Origin of the sequence: Hoyosella rhizosphaerae, from assembly GCF_014643175.1 — a bacterium.
Classification (GTDB): domain Bacteria; phylum Actinomycetota; class Actinomycetes; order Mycobacteriales; family Mycobacteriaceae; genus Lolliginicoccus; species Lolliginicoccus rhizosphaerae.
In genome coordinates, this window is record NZ_BMJH01000001.1 from 504,451 (window position 1) to 522,768 (window position 18,318).

Here is an 18,318-nt window from a genome sequence, read left to right on the forward strand (position 1 = left end):
TTATTTTCCTTTCCATTGTGGTGACGTGGTTGACGCGAGGTCACGTGTAGCGGGCCCCTCAAGCAGCGTGCCGTCGGCGCTGAATCGGGAACCGTGGAGCGGGCAGTCCCACGTTCGTTCGGCCGAGTTCCAGCACACGAGGCCTTTCAAATGTGGGCACACGGCAGAGACTGTGCGGGTGTGGCCATCGACAGTGCTGGAGGCAACTGGCCGCCACCCGCTCCGATGCACGACACCTTCCCCTTCGGCAGGAGGCTGAGCCGTGGTGTGCGCGAACTGGGCCCAACCTGTGGCGACGTGAACGCCGACTTTGGCGTTCGTGGCCGCGAAACTGGGCAGCCGTCTGATTGCAATGGAACGCTGACTGTCAAAAAGTGTTGCCCCAGGAATAGAGTCGCTGGACCCGCCCGCTAGTCGCGCCGACAAGATGCGGCCTGCAGCTACTCCATTTGTCATTCCCCACTTCGCGTACCCGCTGGCAAACAGAACCTTGTCACTTGTGGGGGTGAGTGCACCCACAACAGGTAACCCGTCGACGGTTTGATAGTCCTGAGCTGACCACTGGTGGGTCGGACTCAACGACGGAAAATAATGTTGAGTCCAGTCCACAAGGTTGCGGGCACACATGCGGGTGTTTGCGGCGCGCCCCACGACATGCCCGTTTCCGCCGACAAGCAGGTGTCCGGGCGCGGAGCGCAGCGATCGTGTTGGTGCCACGTCCGGGGGATCAACAGATACGTACATACCTGTTAGCGGCTGAGTCCCATTCGGAACGGCAAACGCTGCTAGGTAGGACCTCTGAGCCTCAAGTTTCGCGAAAAAGAAGCCGCGGTCGAGGATCGGGGTACCCGTGGCGAGCACCACCCGGTCGGTTGGGATGTCACCGCGGGACGTGTGTACCGTGACAGAACCCGTGGTGCTGACACGTCGCACCCGTATTCCTCGGTGGACGGTGCCGCCGAGCTCGACGATCGCAGCGACAAGCGAGTCAGCGAGCGAGACGGGATTGAACTGGAGTTGATTCTTCAGCGCGACGTAACCAGCGACCGGGAATGGCACAGACTCGGCAGGGGCACCCCGCGCGCTCTCGACTCTCAGACCGGCTGCATCAGCCGACTCTGCTTCGCGCTCCACAATCCGGAGTGACGAGTCGTGTTGCGCGAAGGTGTATGCAGTGCGTTGCTGGACCTCGACACCTGAGGTCGCACAGAATGCGCGAATCCAGTCCAAGGCTGCCTGGTTGATGGTCATGTATTCGCGTGCCGCATCCGCGCCGTGTTTGTGGGCGATCTCGCTAGCCTTTGCACCTTGGAGACACGAGGCTTTCGCTGTAGTGAGGCCAGTGGTGACTTCGGCGACGCCACGAGCATCGAGCACTGCGACACGGAGCCCTGCTCGTGCGCATTCAAGCGCACAAACTAACCCGGTCAGGCCAGCACCGATGATCACTACGTCGGATTTTGTTTGGGGTATGCCATCGATGAGTGTCGTGTCGGTGCGTACCTGTCGAGTGTCGAGCCAAAGGGACGTCATGGGTGGGGGGTACCACCGCCACTTGCTCGATAATCATCTGCGGCACAACTTTTTCAGTATTCGGACGTTTAGGGCCCGCAATGTTTGGTTTTCGTTCCCGCGGGTAATGCTGTCGACATGACACATAGTCATGGGGTTCTCTGCGCTTAGCGCCGCACTCACATTCATTTAGAGGAAGGACCACTATGCGCGTTGCGTTTGTATCAGAAAACGTCAGCCCGCTGGTGTCGCCCGGAGTAGCTGAAACTGGGCGGCAGAGCGCGCATGTCGCTCAGCTTTCTGCCGCACTTGCGCGCCGCGGGCACGACGTAGTCGTTTACACCCGACGCCAGGATTTGGACGCGCCTGATCGAGTACATGCTGATGCAAATTTTGACGTCGTCCACGTCTCAGCAGGTCCCGCCCAACCGAGTTCACCAGATAACCACCTGGCCCACATGGCAGATTTTGCACGCTACTTGCGGTGCCAATGGCAGGAAAACCCTCCCGATGTGGTGCACGCTCACTACTGGAGCTCCGGACTGATGGCCCAACTCGCAGCCCGCACCCTCGGTCTTACGTCGCTACAAACCTTTCATGGATTGGGAAGCATGAAAGCGCGCGTAAAAGGTGGGTCTCAGCGACAGTACGAGCACCAGATCCGCACCGAACGCGTAGTCGCGAAAGCCGCATCGCGGATCATTGCTACTCATGCCGATGAGGCGCTTGAACTGGCCCGAATGGGTACGCCACGTACCCGGATTTCTGTTGTGCCAAACGGAGTTGACTTGAATCTCTTCGCACCGTCCGACAGGGTGCCGAGTATCGAAGCCAGGGAATCCAGAATGCGACGGATTGTGTGTGTGGGCCCGCTCGAACCACGCCGGGGCTTGGACGCAGTAATTAAGGCCGTAGCGGTGCTTCCTGATGTGGAATTGATCATTCCAGGCGGCCCTCCGGGGTGCGAACTCGACGATTACGACGAAGCGCAGCGACTGAATCGACTAGCGGTCGAACATGGGGTGGCGAATCGAGTGCAACTCGTTGGACATGTCGCTCACGCGGCAATGCCCGCGCTTTTACGTACCGCAGATGTAGTCATTTGTACGCCGTGGTACGAGCCATTCGCAGTTTTACCTGTGGAGGCGATGGCGTGTGGGATTCCTGTAATTGCTCACGGAGTCGATGGTCATGACGATGCGATTGTCGACGGCGTAACCGGAATGCTCGTTCCACACGGCAGTCCACTCCGGTTGGTTGATTGTTTGCGAGAGATTTTCGACCATCCTTCCGTGGCAGAGGGATTGGGTGCGTCCGGTCGAGATCGCGCTGTTGCGCGGTACTCCTGGGACCAAATAGCCATTGAAACGGAACGCGCGTACATGCGCGCCACACCGAATGTTGTGGGTGACAGGCATGTCAGTGCCGGGCAACATTAACGCTCTTTTGCCCGAGATGTTTAACACGCTAACCCCTGGGTAGACCACAACAGTCCGCGTTGTGAGGCACTACCACGGCCGGACAAAAACTATAGGTTGGATTGACGAAAGGGAAGCTGATGTCTGACTTCACCGATGATATGAAGCACAAAGCCGAAGAACTCAAGGGCCGAACCAAGGAAACTGCAGGCGAAGCCACAGATGATCAAGACCTCAAGAATGAAGGGGCTGGCGAAAAAACGGCTGCAAAAGTGAAGCAGGCCAAAGATAAAGCCGCCGACGCGGCAAAGAAGGCGAAAGATGCCATCACCCCCGACAACTAGCCATTAGCAGCGAATCAGGCGGGGTTCCCATGGGCATCCCGCCTGTGAGCGCGAAGGGGCACGTATTTATATGCCTTTCATATGTGGCAACTTGAAGCATGCTCAAGTAATAGTTTCTGGGTCCATCAGGAATGGCCTACATGGTTTACTTATGTAATGAGCTAGTAAAATGCAAGCAATATAGCTTTCGAATGCTTGCGCCGCCCCTCGAAGTAGGGGATGCTTAATACAGGTTGAGCGAACAGCCGAAAATCCGGATCATAACCCGGAAGGCTGGGAAAAGCCCGGCGCTACTATTGCAGCGCCGGATTTTTATGCTCTCTCGGACTTCCTGGTTTTTAGAGGAGGAGCTGAGATGAAATCTGTCGCATCTATTCGGGGCAAGTCTAAGTGGGCCATGTCGGTGGCTCGTACGCACTCCGCGGATGGAAATATCTGCGTAGCTACGCTGGTCGGTGAGCTGGACGCTTGCGGCTTGGCCACGCTTGATCGTGCACTATGTGAGCTCCTTGCCCTCGGCGAACCTGTGATGCTCGACTTATCCCGCGTTAGTTTCTGCAGCATTGCATGTGTGGAAGCAATCGCACATTGCAGAAAAAAGGCGGTGAAGAAAAATCTTGAATTGTCAATTCGAGCTAATCGACGAACCGCTCGCTATTTAGAAATGTGCGAACCTGATCTGAAAATAGTTGCAGCCGAAGACTTCACTTCCCAAGTAGCCGTCAAATGGCTCAGCAAAGGGCATGCACTGCAACCCGTCTGAGCTAAAAAGATGAGCGCACATTTGAGTTCCAAGAAGAGCCTTGAGACAGACTGATTTATATCGCAACGATCGGAGCGCGCCATGGTGGAACACGAAAATTCGAAGTCTCGACCGGAGCCCACCCCGCCAGCGGAAGATCAGACAAGCCTCGTTCATGAGGAGCACCAACCTAGCAATGGTCCGCAACCCAAACTAGCTGGTGCAGTGGTAACCCTCGCGGTAGTAGCTATTGCAGTTGGATTCCTCATCGTGGCGATCTACGTCGGAGTCCAAGCCTTCAGCGGTTGATAACCGCACGTCGTCTTAAAAAGCCTGACAGGGAGCGTGACTATGCCATCGCGGCTACATGCCACCCCAGCGCACTGCTCAATCTGACAACGTAGCACCACGTGATTGTCGGCTTCCCAGGTAAGCGCTCGAACGGATAGCCGTGAGCCAACCTGGGTAAAGGCGCAGGTATTCCACCTGGTTAACGCCGGGATCGAAAGACAATCCAGGTTCAGCGGTCCGCTCCAGGGTCAGTTCGCCGACCCAGTGAACCGCACCATTTGACGCACCGGAAAGCAACTCAAAGCCCAGCGGAGCACCCTTGATTGCTTCAGTGAGCGCGTTTCTGCGAACCGACACGGTGTGGCCACCCAGTGCGCGCGCGTGCAGCCACATTAATTCACCATCAGCACGCTGATAGGGCATCAAGGTGCTGTAACAAGGCCGTGTCCACAACGCGGACGGTGTGATAATCAAACGACCCAGTACGCCGGTACCAGCACTACTGACCATGAGAACATCCCACGGCTGGGGCCGTTCGATCCGAATAGCGAGGCCCAGCGCGTCAGGAACGGCGCCAACAAAACCTAGTCCTTTCGAAAGCCTGACGAGGCACGGGTACTCCTCGCGTATCCCAAGCGTGCCGGGAACAAGAAGTGTGATCGTTCCGGCGAAGCATTCACCCCAAGGGTGGAAGAGTCGGCGGCTACGCCGGAATCCCGCGGCAGCCTGAGCGACCACGCGAGTGAAAGTCGCCATCCATGTTGACGGTGATGCAGGAACCATACGCTCTAGATACCCGTAGTTGTTGATGCGCAAACTCGTGACATGAACAACTTGTACGACTGCAGATGGGCCTCCGCACACAATTAAAGGAGACATCCCCAGTTTATTTCCAGTGAGAGAGGGTATGCCCACAGGATGCAAGCAGCAGTCCTCTTCGACATCGACGGAACATTGGTTGACTCAAACTACCTACACGTCCACGCGTGGCAACGTGCGTTTGACGACGCGGGAATCCCGGTCGAGAGCTGGCGGATACACCGCTCAATCGGCATGGACGGCTCCAGACTCGTTAGTTCACTGAGCGGTGGTGCAAGCGAAGCTGTGATGAGTGTGGTTAAGAAACTTCACACGCAGTACTACCGTGAACTGAGTCCGCAACTACGCGCATTCGAAGGTGCGCGCCACATTCTCGACAAGGTGGATTCGTGCGGAATGCGTTCGGTACTCGCGACATCCGCCCCGGAAGACGAACTGGTACAACTGCGCAAAGTACTAGACAGAGAAGACGTCATTTCTGCGGTGACATCGGCAGAAGACGTCGTGACCGCGAAGCCCGACCCGAAAATCGTTGAAATCGCACTGGAACGTGCAGGAGTCCCACAGAACCGGGCAGTGTTCATTGGTGACACTGTCTGGGATGTTGAGGCATCTAACCGAGCTGGCGTTAACTGCGTGGGAGTTCTCTCCGGCGGAGTGTCGCGTGCGGAACTCGAAGATGCTGGCGCGATCGCGGTGTACAGCAGCGTCGGCGAATTGTGCGCCAACTTTTCGTCCAGCCCCCTTGCTCGTCTGAAGTAGCGCTCAGCTCCAGGCCCTCAATATGGACCTGGAGCTGAGCTGGATTCGAGCTTTATGGTTTGGGTGGTTCGACGTTTCCCCGCCATGAACCTGTCGACGTTCCCAAGTCTTCGATGTATTCCTTAAAGCGCTTCATGTCGCCTTTGATTTGCACATCGACGATGTTGAGCGCATCTGCGACCTGCTCAGCAATCCCTTCCGGATCAATATCAATCTGAGCTGTTACTCGCGTGGTGTCTTCATCGAGCCGGTGAAACGTGATGACACCGGCGTGCGTTGGCCCCTCGGTGGAGTGCCAGGCCACGCGCTCGTCAGGATGCTGCTCATCAATCACCGCCGCGAACTCTCGAGAAACCGGCCCGAACTTCACATGCCACCGCAGGTGCGTGTCGTCGAGCTGCTCAATCTTCTCAACATGTTCCATAAACAGTGGGTACCGTTCGAATTGCGTCCACTGGTTGTAGGCGACGCTAACAGGTACGTTCACGTCGATTGCTTGGGTGACTGTGCCCATGAGGAACTCCTTACGGTTGCGTTATCCAGAAATTTTCTTAGTCATGCGGTTCCTATCGTCGCGGTGACTTCCCGCGCAGTTTTCCCGTCGCATGGAGTGTGACTACCCCGGATCAGTTCGAATAAACGAATAAGCGGCGGGGCAAATAAATTTCCTTGAGATGTTTGCGGCGCCCAAAAGGGGGAAGCCCATAGTCCCGCGATGAATTTCGACCGGTGGAGGAGGACCCGATGACTACGTGTGCAACATGCGGAAATGATTACGACAAGCCGCTCTTAATCACACAGGGTGATAGAACGGCGGCCTTCGATAGCTTCGAATGCGCAATTCAAAGCATGGCGCCCCAGTGCCATCATTGCCATTGTCGAATCATTGGACATGGCCACGAAAGCGGTGGGCAGATGTTCTGCTGCGCGCACTGCGCAAACCAAACCGGAGTCACAGGTGTAGAAGATCGCGTGTGAGAACACGTCATCAACAATCAACATCAAGGATCGTTATGGATGAACCGATGATCGAACACCCGGGGCACACCGACGAGATGCCGTCGCCGCCCGCCGACGAAATGCGTGGCTATGTAGGTAGATCATTGCTTTCCGGGCAAAAAGCACTCATTACGGGTGGTGACTCAGGAATTGGTCGTGCGGTCGCAGTGGCCTTCGCGAAGGAAGGCGCAGACGTAGCTATTGCATATCTGTCAGAGCACGACGACGCTCAACACACTGTCGACCTCATCGAAAAGGAGGGTCGCCGGGCCGTCAGCTACGCGGTGGACATAGCTGACCCACAAGCGTGCCGACAACTAGTTGCCGACACAGCCAGCGAACTTGGGGGGCTGTCTATCCTGGTCAACAATGTGGCGTATCAGATGCCGGTGGAGGAATTCGAGGACATCAGCGACGAACAATGGCGTCACACATTCACCGTGAATATCGATTCGTTCTTTCACATCACCAAAGCTTCCCTGCAGCATCTTTCGCGCGGCTCCGCGATCATCAACACGTCGTCCATCAACGGTCTCCGCGGCAACAAACAGTTGATCGACTATTCCGCAACCAAAGGTGCAGTTCTCGCACTGACATACTCGCTTGCGCAGTCGCTGCTAGATCGCGGCATTCGGGTCAATTGTGTTGCACCGGGACCAGTGTGGACACCGCTTATACCAGCAACCTTTCCGAAGGAAGCGGTGGAAAACTTCGGGGAGCAAGCCCCTTACAACCGTGCCGCACAACCAGACGAGATCGCCCCCTCGTTTGTATTCTTCGCGGCAAACCAGTTTTCGTCCTACTACTCGGGCGAAGTACTCGCGCCGATCGGCGGCGAAACTCTGCCTGGCTAAACTTTCGACGAAGGGTCACGACATGCCGAAGACCAAGAAAACTGGAGCTGCAAAGAAGGATGAGCTCCCCGAGACGCTGCAGCGATCGGAAGCAAAAGCTCAACGCACCTTCTCGAAGGCCTACGACTCCGCGATGTCGGAATACGGGAGCGAAGCGCGCGCCCATCAGGTCGCCTATGCCGCACTCAAACACACCTTTCAGAAGGTTGGCGACCATTGGGAACCCAAAGAAGAAAAGGGCCCATCCGATGAACGAGCGGAGAACAGCAACGACCCCGATGCACAAACGCGGGGTGGGGTCGATGCCAACGCGACAAAGGATGAGTTGTTGAAGATCGCCCGAAAGCTGGACATCACGGGCCGCTCAACCATGCGTAAGGGCGAACTCGTCGATGCCATCGAAGCGGCAAACAAGCGTGAGACTCAGCGCTCACGGCGCGACAACAAGAAATGAAACCAGAGAGGATCGAGCCATGACCGCGAGCCCGCAGTTTCGCAGCAACCTATCGTCTCAACGCGTCCGCAAAGTCTTTGCCTTCTCAGTAGGACTTGCGTTCCTGGCCATCGGCGTTTTGGGTTTTATCCCCGGTGCCACCACGGGAACTGACGAGTTGTCCTGGGCGGGGCCACACACTGATACGTACCTTTTCGGCATATTCGCCGTGTCAATACTGCACAATCTAGTGCATTTAGGTTTCGGAATCTTGGGTCTCATCATGGCGTTAAGGCCCATCGGTGCCCGCATTTATCTGATCGGCGGAGGCCTTGGCTATATCGCTATCACGATTTATGGACTCATGATCGATCACGGTAGCGACTTAAACTTCCTGCCAGTGAACGACGCCGACAACTGGCTTCACCTCGGTGTTGGTTTGGGGATGGTTTTCCTCGGAATCGTTCCGTTGCGGACACCGAACAAAGGATAGTGAGGCGTTCTACCGGTAAGGCGCGGGCGTTTCTGTCGCGCTTATGAGTTGGAGTCGTAGTTGTGTTGCGCGGTTTCGATCTGGGGCACTGCTTCTTCGACCAGGTCAATGAGCGTGAGCAGTGGGGAAGTGATGCGTTGGCCTAAATCAGTGAGGGAGTATTCGACGTGTGGGGGAATGGTGGTGCGGACGGTCCGGTTGACGAGGCCGTCGCGTTCGAGGTTTTGGAGTGTTTGCGACAGCATGCGTTCGCTGACGCCGTCGATGTGTCGACGTAATTCTGAGAAGCGGCAGGTCTTTTCGGTGAGTGCCGCGAGTACTAGGACACCCCAGCGGCCAGTGATGTCCTGGAGTACACCGCGGGAGGCGCAGGCGCGGGCGAAAACATTCGCGGCCGGGGTGGGGCTTGTGTTCATGGTTTGATTCTAGCGAAAAACGCGCAGCGCTAACCGTCGGTATTGCGCTAACTAAAAGGAAGTGCTGTAATGGTTGTGCAAGCAACTACTCGCATCATCCTGCTAGGAGTAACCATGACCATCGCAGTCACCGGAGCAACCGGCCACCTCGGACGCCACGCACTCACCGCCCTCCGCAACCGCGGCGTACACCCCACCGACATCGTGGCGATCGTCCGCGACCCAGCCAAAGCCGCCGACCTGGCCGAAGCAGGAATCGACGTCCGTCAGGCCGACTACACCAACTCCGAAGCCCTCACCCGAGCGCTCGGGGGCGTCGATAAACTCCTCCTCATTTCCGGCAGCGAAGTTGGCCAACGCGCCACCCAGCACGCGAACATCATCGACGCTGCAGCCACAGCGGGCGTCACCTACATTGCCTACACATCAATCCTCGACGCACAGAACAGCCCCCTTGCGCTCGCCGACGAGCACAAAACCACGGAAAACTTGCTCGCCAAGTCCGGGATCGAGCACACCATCTTGCGCAACGGCTGGTACTGGGAAAACTACGCATCAGCCATCGAAACCGCGAAAGCTACCGGTGCGCTATTCGGTGCCGCAGGTGACGGTCGAGTCGCCGGAGCGGCGCGCGAAGATTACGCCGAAGCCGCAGCCGCCGTCATCACAAACACCACCGACCACGCCGGCAAAACCTACGAACTCGGCGGCAATGAACACCTCACCTACACCGAACTCGCAGAAGTAATCAGCGGAGTAATCGGAACACACGTTCCCTACAAAAACCTCGGCGAAGCTGAGTACGCAGAACTGCTCGAGAACGCAGGTGTGCCAGGGCCCTTCGCCCGCATCCTGGCCGACTCCGATACCGGAATCACACTCGGCGCACTCGATACCCACAGTGGCGACCTGCAGCGACTCATCGGCCGGACATCGACACCAGTCGCGGACGTGCTGTCACAGGCTTAACCGTAAGCGAGTCTTGACCGCGAGAAACCCCCAGTTCTCACGACCAAGAATGGTCCATCAGTGAACGAATAGGGTGGAGGATCCTTCGGTAAAGCACTGATCCGCTACCAAATACGCCGCACTAACAGCGCCTGCCTACGCTGCTGCCGATCATTTGCCAACGAACGAGGTCTGTACAGACGTCTAAGCAGGTAGTTTTGAGGGCACTGAGACAGTAACAACATTGGTCGGTCGACAGATTTTGGCTTTGGCCTCCGTTTACTTTGGTCCCGGAAATATGGAGTCCGTTCTCGCGTTTTCGCTGTACAGTTGGGCGCGACGACGCTGCCAACTGAGTTAGTGCACGAATGGCATTGCAAATGCATTTCGTCGGGTTCGATTGCCCAGATATAGTGCCGCAGCAGGTCGTATGCTCGCGTGACTGTGGATACAGTGCTGTTGGCAGCGTTCTACGCTCTGCGGTCGGCAACACTTTGGGCGATGATGTCCCTATGCCAAGGAGCCTAAACCGATCGGACACTTTCGCGTCTCGACTGGATGGCCGCGCAGTCTCTTTAGGCGAAATAGCGGAAGCTGCGGGGCTCAGTCTTGCCGATGTTGTTCATGTCTCAGGAATTTCGAAGAGCACCATCGCTCGCTTATGGCATTTAACAGATTGGCTGGACCATATCTCCGGAGCTTTGCTGCAGCAAGTAATCGCTGTCGTTCCTTCCGTGTCGCCATATGTCCAGTATCGGAGCGATAAAGCAAGCCTCGATCGAGCGGTACGAGAATGTATGGCAGTTGGTCTTGATGTCCAATTCGATGCGGTTCGATCACTCCTCCATAGTCACTCCAGTCGTGGCGGTGTTGCTGTTGCTCTTTTAGCTGGTGCAGCGGTCATGCGGGGAGATATTAAGCGATCGCTTCATCTTTTCTCCTATTGTTGGGGTAGTTCGACAGACACTGCGATTGATGCTCTCTTCGCGCCTGGACATAACAGTCTCTTCGTCGGTAGAGAATATTTCTTAGAACGCGCTCGAGATTTGATCATTAGAATTAGTTGTAGTTCGGGCACGCACGACCAGTCTGCGGTAGTGGGCCGCGGAATCCTTTCTCACAAGCTTGCCAAATATGGCGCGAACCAAGAAGTGAATGCTTTAGCTATACCTCGGCGCCCAAATGCCCACGATGCTTTTGCTTTGCGTAGTGAGATGATTGCAAGAATCCTCAGGGGCGACGATGATGCTGCAGAACGATACCGGCGTCTGGTACTGAGTAGTCAAGTACTAGCGTGTAACGAGCTGTGGTCGCTGGCAACATATTCAGGTGATTTGACCATTCAGCGTAGCTTAGAGTCGGTTATCAGCGCCAAGATCAGCTTGCCTCGGACAGCTGAAGAAGTTGCCTCCGACGTTCGGACGCAGAGCGAAGCCTACCTATTCTACGTATCTGGTTTGGCTATCCCACTCATGTTGAGCCGAGGTTGCACGATTGGAAGTCGCCTACCAATGTTAGTCGCCGCGTTACAACAACGTCGTGATAGCTCAGACGGCCCTCGCGAGGGTAGAGAAATCGATCGGCTCCTTGAAACGCTGCGCCCACTGTCGGTTTGACGAACGCGAAGCGTTAGGCACAGAACCCTGCAAAACGAAAGCGAGCTACTTTGTGTTAGGCGATGAGCAGGTGACGACGAGTTATGCGGCTAATGCTAGTTTTTGGATTCGCATTGTTCGCGAAGAGCTAGATCGTTTTCAAACTGAACTGACCGACCGAGCTCTGTTTGATTCAATCGGAGATTGCAAAAACTTAGTTGTTCTGGATGCCGGCTGTGGCGAGGGTCATCTCACAAGAGGATTGGTGGCACTAGGGGCTTGTCATGTACACGGTGTCGACACCAGCGAGCCACTGCTCAATTCCGCGCGTCTGCACCCCGAGTCTGATCCCGCGACCAGTACTTTTCACCATGCTGACGTGGCCGATTTACCCTTGTCAGAGTCGAGTATTGACCTAGTCGTCTCCAATCGCTTGCCACATGGTCTGACGAACCCTGAACGGCGGTTTGTTGAGTTCTCGCGAGTCTTAAGACCCGGGGGAAGGATGCTGCTGCTTAGCTTGCATCCATGCTTCTACTCAGGTAGAGCAGACAATAATACATCCGCGCGCACGCACTTCACGGTGACTGACTATTTCGACGGGCGCACTGTGCAACAACATTTGCGCGTCGCCGAGCACACATCGCCGATGCCGACAGTGCAGCGATTCTACTCACTTGAACAATACGTCGGCATGTTGACTGGCGCAGGTTTTGTCATCACAGGCCTATTCGAACCACACCCAACAACGAACCAGATGTCGGAGAGTAGTTGGTGGCGCGAAAACTTCATCGCTCCGCTCTTCTTGCTCATCGAGTGCACCCGACCCGCGTAACACAATCACACATGGTGCGCAACTGTTGTTCTAAAGATGGGTCAGGAGTTCCCTTAGCCAATTTCAGAGAACAAGCTGGTACTGCGGATCGAACCGGAGCCAGCGCACAATCGTCTGCCTTGCGTCAAGTCCGCTGACTGTCAATTTCAATGCGAGAAGGGGATTTCTATGAAGATGAATCGCGTGGTCACGGCTGCCGTACTTACAGCTGGAGTTTCGATGGGAGCGGTCGGCGTCGCTGCTGCCGCCATCGTAAATGTTGACGGTGGTACTTGGAACTATGGAGTTAGCTCAAGCAAGGTGTGGTCCTATTACCAGCATCACCAGAAGGAGCACCGTGCGTCTGTCTCGAATGGCGATGGAAACTATCAAGACTCGTGGTGGAAAGCCCCTGGCGTCGAAGCTAGGGCTGAAACTTATGCAACGTGGTCGGGAAACAAGAGCTACTACGACGTTCGCTAACAGATTGGTGACGAGAGCCTGGGATGCTCGCCCGTCCCAGGCTCGTCCTTATGGACAGCATGGCGAACGGAAGTGAGGGCAGTGTGCACAAGCTAGTCAGGGTTGCGGTGGGCATCGGAGTGGTGTTTGCAGCGGCGTTCGCTCATCTGTTTATGACTGCCAGTGACCGCAGTGAATTTGTCGGGGCGGACACGGTTGTTTCGATTGACTCATTCGACATGACTCAGTCAAATGCTTCGCTCTACGCCTCGATCAATTCCGTGGCGGACGAATCGAATGTTGTCATCTTTAAACGGGTCTATGAAAAGGACCAGAATGAGAGGTCCTTCTACCTGTTCGGAGACCAGTCCTCGGTGCCTAAGCGCATCCAGCCTGGCGGCGCCTACGATCACTTTGCACGTTCGATGCATACAGAAATCTTCGACGCCGGTCTACTTACTCACCAGGACGTCCGCGGAGCCTATTATATGGTCGGCGATGACCTCAGCACTGCTCGGGCTATACAGGGTTTGCAACAACAAGGATTCAGCACCAGCATTGCACCGAACGATGCACCGTTAGTGTTCAAAGTTCACCAAGTGCTTGCAAACACTCACCTGCTGCCACTATTCGTTGTGATCGTGTTCATCATCTCCATCGTGATGATGTATTCCACACTGTCACGTGCGAGATCTCTTGCCGTTCAACGACTACAAGGCTACAGCAGAAGAAGGGTGTTGTTCCAGCAAGAGTGGATGAATGTACGCGAGTTGGTGTTTACAGTGCTCTTTGTAGGCACCGGTACAACATTGTTCCTCAGCTGGTACAACGGCCTCAATCGCATTGGCATGTACATGCAGGTATTCGGCGGCGCGGTGTTAGGCCTACTGCTGCTGGTTGTTGTCAGTACCGTGGCTGGAGTGTTGCTTGCCTTGGCGCCGACAATCGTCAGTGCGCTGAAGGGGCACTCTTCCGCCGATCAACTATACCGGTTCACACTGATGATCAAGGTCACCCTGAGCCTCATGGTAGTACTGCTGACCTGGGCCGCGTTACAGGCAGTTTCTACCTCTTCGCAAGCAACTGCGAACGGTAAGCACTGGGACGAAGCGCGCGACTACGTATGGCTAGGCATGTCCCCACTGGCACATGCCCTCAGTGTTGAGGAAGAAATTAACTACCACGCCACTTTCCGTGAACTCCTCAACGCGTACAGCGAGTCCGGGCATGCACTCTTGACTCTGAATAATCAGCAGCACGTACCAAGCGCTGACAATGTTACAAACACCTCCGGGAACATCATGGTAGTTAACGACAGCTATCTGTCCGACAATCGAGTAATTGATACCGACGGGCACCGAGTTGAAAATCTCAGCCCAGCCGATCTTGAGCTTGTTCTCCTCATTCCCGAAAGTCTTTCAGGAATGAGCGACGCGATTCAATCTGGGTTGACCGATCAGGTTGTGTTCGAGCAGCATCTGCAACGGACTCCCATCGAGAGCGACCAGGTCACAACCCGCCCCCTCATCATTGAGGCAAACCAAGAACGCTTTACATACAACCCTGCGAATTCGCTGGCCGCTTCGATTGCTCACGACCCTGTCATAGTTGTCGCGAATCCGCAGAAACGGCTCCTGTCAGACGGCTTTTATGTTGCAGCTGCGTCCCGGGGCGAGATCTTGTTCACTGACGGAGGTTCATTGCAAAAGGACGTCGCCTACCTAGGATTGGATGATCTTTTTCCGCGTTTGACGTCAGTACAAGGCCTTGCCCAGCAGGAGTTGCAAGAGTCACGGGCAGCAGCACGAAACCAAGTAGCGGTCCTGATCGCGGTTGTCATTGCGAGTCTCGCTGCAGCAACTCTCCTGGCGATGCTCTATTGCGAACGAAACAAAAACCTGAATTTTGTGCGGCGCCTGCACGGATGGCCAATGCGAAGCCGACACCGCGCACTCATAGTCACCATGCTCGCTGGGCTTCTCCTCGCCACCGGAACCGCAACAGCACTCATCTTAGTTTTTGGCGGGAGTATAGCCAGCGTTCTCTATCTTTGCGCGGCGCTGTTTGCTGCCGAACTCACATTAACCCTCACCGCTACTTCCTGGTACGAAAGCCGAACACAAAGCTCTCTCGTCCGCTCGTAACCGTTGAAGCAATTAAGGATTGAAGGGAAGTCCTCATATGAAAAGAAACCGACGCCGTAACACCTTTCGCGTTGTCATGGCTCTGGCGGTGGTGGCAGTAGCCATCACAGGCCTGATGCTATCTCGATACAACATTTCGACAGTCGACAGATTTAACCCCCTTGTAAGTTCGACAGAGTCGTATGTCCTAGTCGAGCCCGGTGCTCGTGAGGTGCGCAACGCGGATCCTGTCGACGAATTGGGTGCCAACAGGCCATACACCTTGGATTTCACTGCTTGGGGCACCGAAGACACCGTCATCAAAGTTCGACATAAAGGCACCTATGTCTCATCGATCGAATACCCCGAGCAAGGTGACATTCCAGAAGCTACGCGAATGAAACTTGACCGTGAAGCTGGTGAAGAATCTTGATCGAAGCGCACAGCATCTACAAAACACTCGGCTCAAGACCTGTCCTCCAAGGAGTGTCCATCACCGTGCCCTCTGGCTCTCTGACCTGCGTAACCGGGCCCAGCGGATGTGGTAAATCGACACTCCTAAACTGTCTCGGCATGCTCGAACCGATCGACGAAGGACGTATCCTGCTCGACGGAGTTGACACCACCTGTGTAAAGGAGCGAACCCGAACACGCCTCTACCGTAGGAAGATTGGATTTCTTTTCCAGAACTACGCGCTGATCGAGTCCGACTCCGTCGACGCCAATCTTGATATTGCGCTTACCTACTCCGATACTCCAAAGTCTGACCGGCGCGAATCCAAGGAACAAGCTTTGGCGACAGTCGGACTGCGCGGCTACAGTGCCCGAAAGATCCACGAATTAAGCGGCGGGGAACAACAACGTGTAGCCGTCGCGCGCCTGCTCATCAAAAGGCCTCACATCATCCTTGCCGATGAACCCACCGCGGCCCTCGATCCTATCAACCGAGACGTGATTCTGACGCTTCTTCAGGCATTGCGGGATAGCGGATGTGCCATAGTCCTCTCAACCCACGACCGGTTCGTAGCAAAACAATGCGATACCGAAATTTCACTACCAACGCACAGTAACGCTAGTAGGAGCTAAATTCGGAAATCCGGTATTGTTATCTGTAAATAACACCGAAAGATGTTTATGACTTCACAAGTATTTCACGCATAAAAGCCGAGACATTTCACGAAACGGGTATTAGAAAATGCATCCCTCGACGCTGTTGTCTCCCTGGTGCTCTTAGAAGAAACGTACCGTTATGATTCCGTACATCCAGCGTTTACCAGGCACCGCAGGGGCTTTATCCCGTTTGCCGACTTTTTAGACGGAAACTAGTGTTGCTTATCACTTTTGGGTTTGTTTCTTTTAATAATCCGGTTTGAATCAATACAACAGCAGTCATCTTTGGCTGAATGTTATTGGCGAATGCGTTAGTCGAGGGAATCGTGTAATGGATACGGTCAAACCTGTGATGGGTGATTTGGAGCGTCAGGCGCAGTTTGAGGCGGTGGAGGCCAAGCGCCAAGAGATGGTGCGGAAGCTTCGGGAGGCTCAGCAGCCGATTTTGGCTGATTTGCGGGCGGTGGGGTTTGACGTACCGTCGGTGTGGAGTTTGGGCCGCGGTGGTGAGGGCTTCAGTGTCGTGTTGCCGGTGTTGTTGAAGCATTTGGAGCGGGGTGGGTATCCCGATCGTATTATGGGCGCGCTCGCTTCCCGGTTGGGTGTGAAGGAGATGCGTCCGTATTGGGACAAGCTTCGCGACATGTATGTGCGCGCGACTGGTCCACATGAAAAGGACTCACTAGCGGCAGCGCTGGCTGAGACTGTGACGCGGGAGCGGGAAGAGGACCTGATTTCCTTGATTCGCGATGACAGTTTGGGCGACAGCCGAATAATGCTCCTGCGTGGGTTGATTCGGTTGCGGTCTGACCGAAGTCGGGCTGTGATGGACAGTTTGGTTGATCACCCGGTACTCGGCAAGGCGGCCACACGTGTTGTGCATCAGCGCAAGCTTCGTCAGGCCCGCAAAAACCGGAAGTCGGCTGCGCGGTGATGTCGATGTCCGTTGGTGGTGGGTTCAGTTCCGGGACGGTGGTGTGATGAGTGATTCGGAGCGTCAGGCGCAGTTTGAGGCGGTGGAGGCCAAGCGCCAAGAGATGGTGCGGAAGCTTCGGGAGGCTCAGCAGCCGATTTTGGCTGATTTGCGGGCGGTGGGGTTTGACGTTGACTCTCTGTGGTCATTGGGGAGTAGGCCTAAGTCGTATACAGCGGCGTTGCCCGTGTTGTTGAAGCATTTGGAGCGGGGTGGGTATCCCGATCGTATTATGGGCGCTCTCGCGTTTCGGTTGGGTGTGAAAGAGATGCGTCCGTATTGGGACACGCTTCGCGACATGTATGTGCGCGCCACGGGCGGGGATGAGAGGCAAGGGTTCGCGGCAGCGCTGGCTGAAATAGTGACGCGGGAGCGGGAAGAGGACCTGATTTCCCTCATCCTTGATGACAATCTAGATGACAGCAGAATATTGCTCCTGCGTGGGTTGACCCGGTTGCGGTCTGACCGAAGTCGGGCTGTGATGGAGAGTTTGGTTGATCACCCGGTACTGGGCAAGGCGGCCACGGGTGTTGTGCATCAGCGCGAGCTTCGTCAGGCCCGCAAAAACCGGAAGTCGGCTGCGCGGTGATGTCGATGTCCGTTGGTGGTGGGTTCAGGTCTGAGTGGGTGGTGACCTGCATGAACCGTTGGTGGCGAGGTTGTATTGGTGTTGCGATTCTGATGGTCACTGCTGTCGGATGTGGCAGTGACCATGGCTCGGAGCAACGAGGTTTCGAAAACGACGAAAGGGAAAACATGGTGGCATCGTGGAGGGAAACTGCTTCACAGCAGACCGTTGATGATCTGGACAAGTTAGCTGGAGTAGCGTTCGATGTGGCTGAGGATCACCTCGCACAGTATGGAGAGTTTTACCCAGTGGCGGTGGCGTTGCTGGAGGGAAACCAAGGTGCGCTCATAGCGCCGGATATGGAGACCGAGTTTCCGGAAACGGAAGCGGTACTCGCTGAGCTGTATAAGGCGATTGAAGCTGGGGCCGATGATTACCTAGCCGTTGCAGTTCTAGTTAACGTCCGGATTCCGTCGACTGATTCAGATGCGGTGGAGTTTCAGGTGGAGCATAACGATGGTACGGCGATCCGGGTCGTGGCCGAGTACGCCCTCGGTGAAGATAATGCGGTCGAGTTTCGGGAACCATCAGTGTCGAACAGTCAGCCGCGCATCTGGGGATAAAAATGTGCCCGGTCAGGTT

The 18,318-nt window shown here is 55.5% G+C and carries 22 protein-coding genes; 18 read left to right on the forward strand and 4 right to left on the reverse strand.

Going from position 1 to position 18,318, the window contains the following annotated elements:
* On the reverse strand, nt 1-1,533 hold the full coding sequence (locus IEW73_RS02305) for an FAD-dependent oxidoreductase (RefSeq protein ID WP_188670279.1): 1,533 nt from the start codon (nt 1,531-1,533) through the stop codon (nt 1-3).
* 185 nt (nt 1,534-1,718) lie between these two features.
* Between IEW73_RS02305 and IEW73_RS02310 the strand changes: the two genes are divergently transcribed.
* From IEW73_RS02310 to IEW73_RS02325, 4 genes are all read left to right on the forward strand, one after another.
* Nucleotides 1,719-2,951, forward strand: a complete 1,233-nt coding sequence (locus tag IEW73_RS02310) for a glycosyltransferase (RefSeq protein ID WP_188670282.1) — start codon at nt 1,719-1,721, stop codon at nt 2,949-2,951.
* A 119-nt stretch (nt 2,952-3,070) separates the two neighbouring features.
* Complete coding sequence (locus tag IEW73_RS02315; protein ID WP_188670283.1) at nt 3,071-3,274, forward strand: CsbD family protein; 204 nt, start codon at nt 3,071-3,073, stop codon at nt 3,272-3,274.
* A 355-nt stretch (nt 3,275-3,629) separates the two neighbouring features.
* A complete protein-coding gene (locus IEW73_RS02320) occupies nt 3,630-4,037 on the forward strand; it encodes an STAS domain-containing protein (RefSeq protein WP_188670285.1) in 408 nt (135 codons plus the stop codon).
* Between the two features lie 81 nt (nt 4,038-4,118).
* Nucleotides 4,119-4,325, forward strand: a complete 207-nt coding sequence (locus IEW73_RS02325) for a hypothetical protein (RefSeq protein ID WP_188670287.1) — start codon at nt 4,119-4,121, stop codon at nt 4,323-4,325.
* A gap of 78 nt (nt 4,326-4,403) precedes the next feature.
* Here IEW73_RS02325 and IEW73_RS02330 read toward each other — a convergent pair whose 3' ends face one another.
* Nucleotides 4,404-5,063: a hypothetical protein gene (locus IEW73_RS02330; RefSeq protein WP_188670289.1), complete on the reverse strand. Its 660-nt coding sequence runs from the start codon at nt 5,061-5,063 to the stop codon at nt 4,404-4,406.
* 162 nt (nt 5,064-5,225) lie between these two features.
* On the opposite strand from IEW73_RS02330, the gene IEW73_RS02335 reads away from it, so the two are divergent.
* Nucleotides 5,226-5,888: an HAD family hydrolase gene (locus tag IEW73_RS02335; protein WP_188670291.1), complete on the forward strand. Its 663-nt coding sequence runs from the start codon at nt 5,226-5,228 to the stop codon at nt 5,886-5,888.
* 52 nt (nt 5,889-5,940) lie between these two features.
* Here IEW73_RS02335 and IEW73_RS02340 read toward each other — a convergent pair whose 3' ends face one another.
* Nucleotides 5,941-6,402, reverse strand: a complete 462-nt coding sequence (locus tag IEW73_RS02340; protein ID WP_188670293.1) for an SRPBCC family protein — start codon at nt 6,400-6,402, stop codon at nt 5,941-5,943.
* A 230-nt stretch (nt 6,403-6,632) separates the two neighbouring features.
* Between IEW73_RS02340 and IEW73_RS16755 the strand changes: the two genes are divergently transcribed.
* The 4 genes from IEW73_RS16755 to IEW73_RS02360 are packed head-to-tail and all read left to right on the forward strand — an operon-like array spanning nt 6,633 to nt 8,667.
* Nucleotides 6,633-6,866, forward strand: coding sequence for a metallothionein (locus IEW73_RS16755; protein ID WP_229675683.1), 234 nt, complete (start codon nt 6,633-6,635; stop codon nt 6,864-6,866).
* A 35-nt stretch (nt 6,867-6,901) separates the two neighbouring features.
* Nucleotides 6,902-7,741, forward strand: a complete 840-nt coding sequence (locus IEW73_RS02350) for an SDR family oxidoreductase (RefSeq protein WP_229675685.1) — start codon at nt 6,902-6,904, stop codon at nt 7,739-7,741.
* Nucleotides 7,742-7,763: 22 nt separating this feature from the next.
* Nucleotides 7,764-8,195: a ChaB family protein gene (locus tag IEW73_RS02355; protein WP_188670297.1), complete on the forward strand. Its 432-nt coding sequence runs from the start codon at nt 7,764-7,766 to the stop codon at nt 8,193-8,195.
* A gap of 19 nt (nt 8,196-8,214) precedes the next feature.
* Complete coding sequence (locus tag IEW73_RS02360; protein WP_188670299.1) at nt 8,215-8,667, forward strand: DUF4383 domain-containing protein; 453 nt, start codon at nt 8,215-8,217, stop codon at nt 8,665-8,667.
* Nucleotides 8,668-8,708: 41 nt separating this feature from the next.
* Here IEW73_RS02360 and IEW73_RS02365 read toward each other — a convergent pair whose 3' ends face one another.
* A complete protein-coding gene (locus IEW73_RS02365; protein WP_188670301.1) occupies nt 8,709-9,083 on the reverse strand; it encodes a winged helix-turn-helix transcriptional regulator in 375 nt (124 codons plus the stop codon).
* A 114-nt stretch (nt 9,084-9,197) separates the two neighbouring features.
* Here IEW73_RS02365 and IEW73_RS02370 point away from each other — a divergent pair, with 114 nt between their 5' ends.
* The 9 genes from IEW73_RS02370 to IEW73_RS02410 all read left to right on the forward strand — a co-directional run bounded on the left by IEW73_RS02370 (nt 9,198) and on the right by IEW73_RS02410 (nt 18,299).
* Nucleotides 9,198-10,052, forward strand: a complete 855-nt coding sequence (locus IEW73_RS02370) for an SDR family oxidoreductase (protein ID WP_188672767.1) — start codon at nt 9,198-9,200, stop codon at nt 10,050-10,052.
* Nucleotides 10,053-11,717: 1,665 nt separating this feature from the next.
* Entirely contained in the window at nt 11,718-12,461 is a 744-nt protein-coding gene (locus IEW73_RS02375; protein WP_188670303.1) for a class I SAM-dependent methyltransferase, read from the forward strand.
* 168 nt (nt 12,462-12,629) lie between these two features.
* A complete protein-coding gene (locus IEW73_RS02380; protein WP_188670305.1) occupies nt 12,630-12,923 on the forward strand; it encodes a lactococcin 972 family bacteriocin in 294 nt (97 codons plus the stop codon).
* 59 nt (nt 12,924-12,982) lie between these two features.
* Nucleotides 12,983-15,046: a bacteriocin-associated integral membrane family protein gene (locus IEW73_RS02385; protein WP_188670307.1), complete on the forward strand. Its 2,064-nt coding sequence runs from the start codon at nt 12,983-12,985 to the stop codon at nt 15,044-15,046.
* Nucleotides 15,047-15,083: 37 nt separating this feature from the next.
* On the forward strand, nt 15,084-15,458 hold the full coding sequence (locus IEW73_RS02390; protein ID WP_188670309.1) for a YxeA family protein: 375 nt from the start codon (nt 15,084-15,086) through the stop codon (nt 15,456-15,458).
* Between the two features lie 53 nt (nt 15,459-15,511).
* The gene (locus IEW73_RS02395; RefSeq protein WP_268236276.1) at nt 15,512-16,111 is read left to right on the forward strand and encodes an ATP-binding cassette domain-containing protein; all 600 of its coding nucleotides are present in this window, start codon (nt 15,512-15,514) and stop codon (nt 16,109-16,111) included.
* Between the two features lie 355 nt (nt 16,112-16,466).
* Nucleotides 16,467-17,069, forward strand: a complete 603-nt coding sequence (locus IEW73_RS02400; protein ID WP_188670313.1) for a hypothetical protein — start codon at nt 16,467-16,469, stop codon at nt 17,067-17,069.
* A gap of 46 nt (nt 17,070-17,115) precedes the next feature.
* Nucleotides 17,116-17,697 carry a hypothetical protein gene (locus IEW73_RS02405; protein WP_188670315.1) on the forward strand — a complete coding sequence of 194 codons (582 nt, stop codon included), beginning with the start codon at nt 17,116-17,118 and terminating at the stop codon, nt 17,695-17,697.
* A 50-nt stretch (nt 17,698-17,747) separates the two neighbouring features.
* Complete coding sequence (locus IEW73_RS02410) at nt 17,748-18,299, forward strand: hypothetical protein (RefSeq protein WP_188670317.1); 552 nt, start codon at nt 17,748-17,750, stop codon at nt 18,297-18,299.
* Nucleotides 18,300-18,318 lie beyond the last annotated feature (19 nt).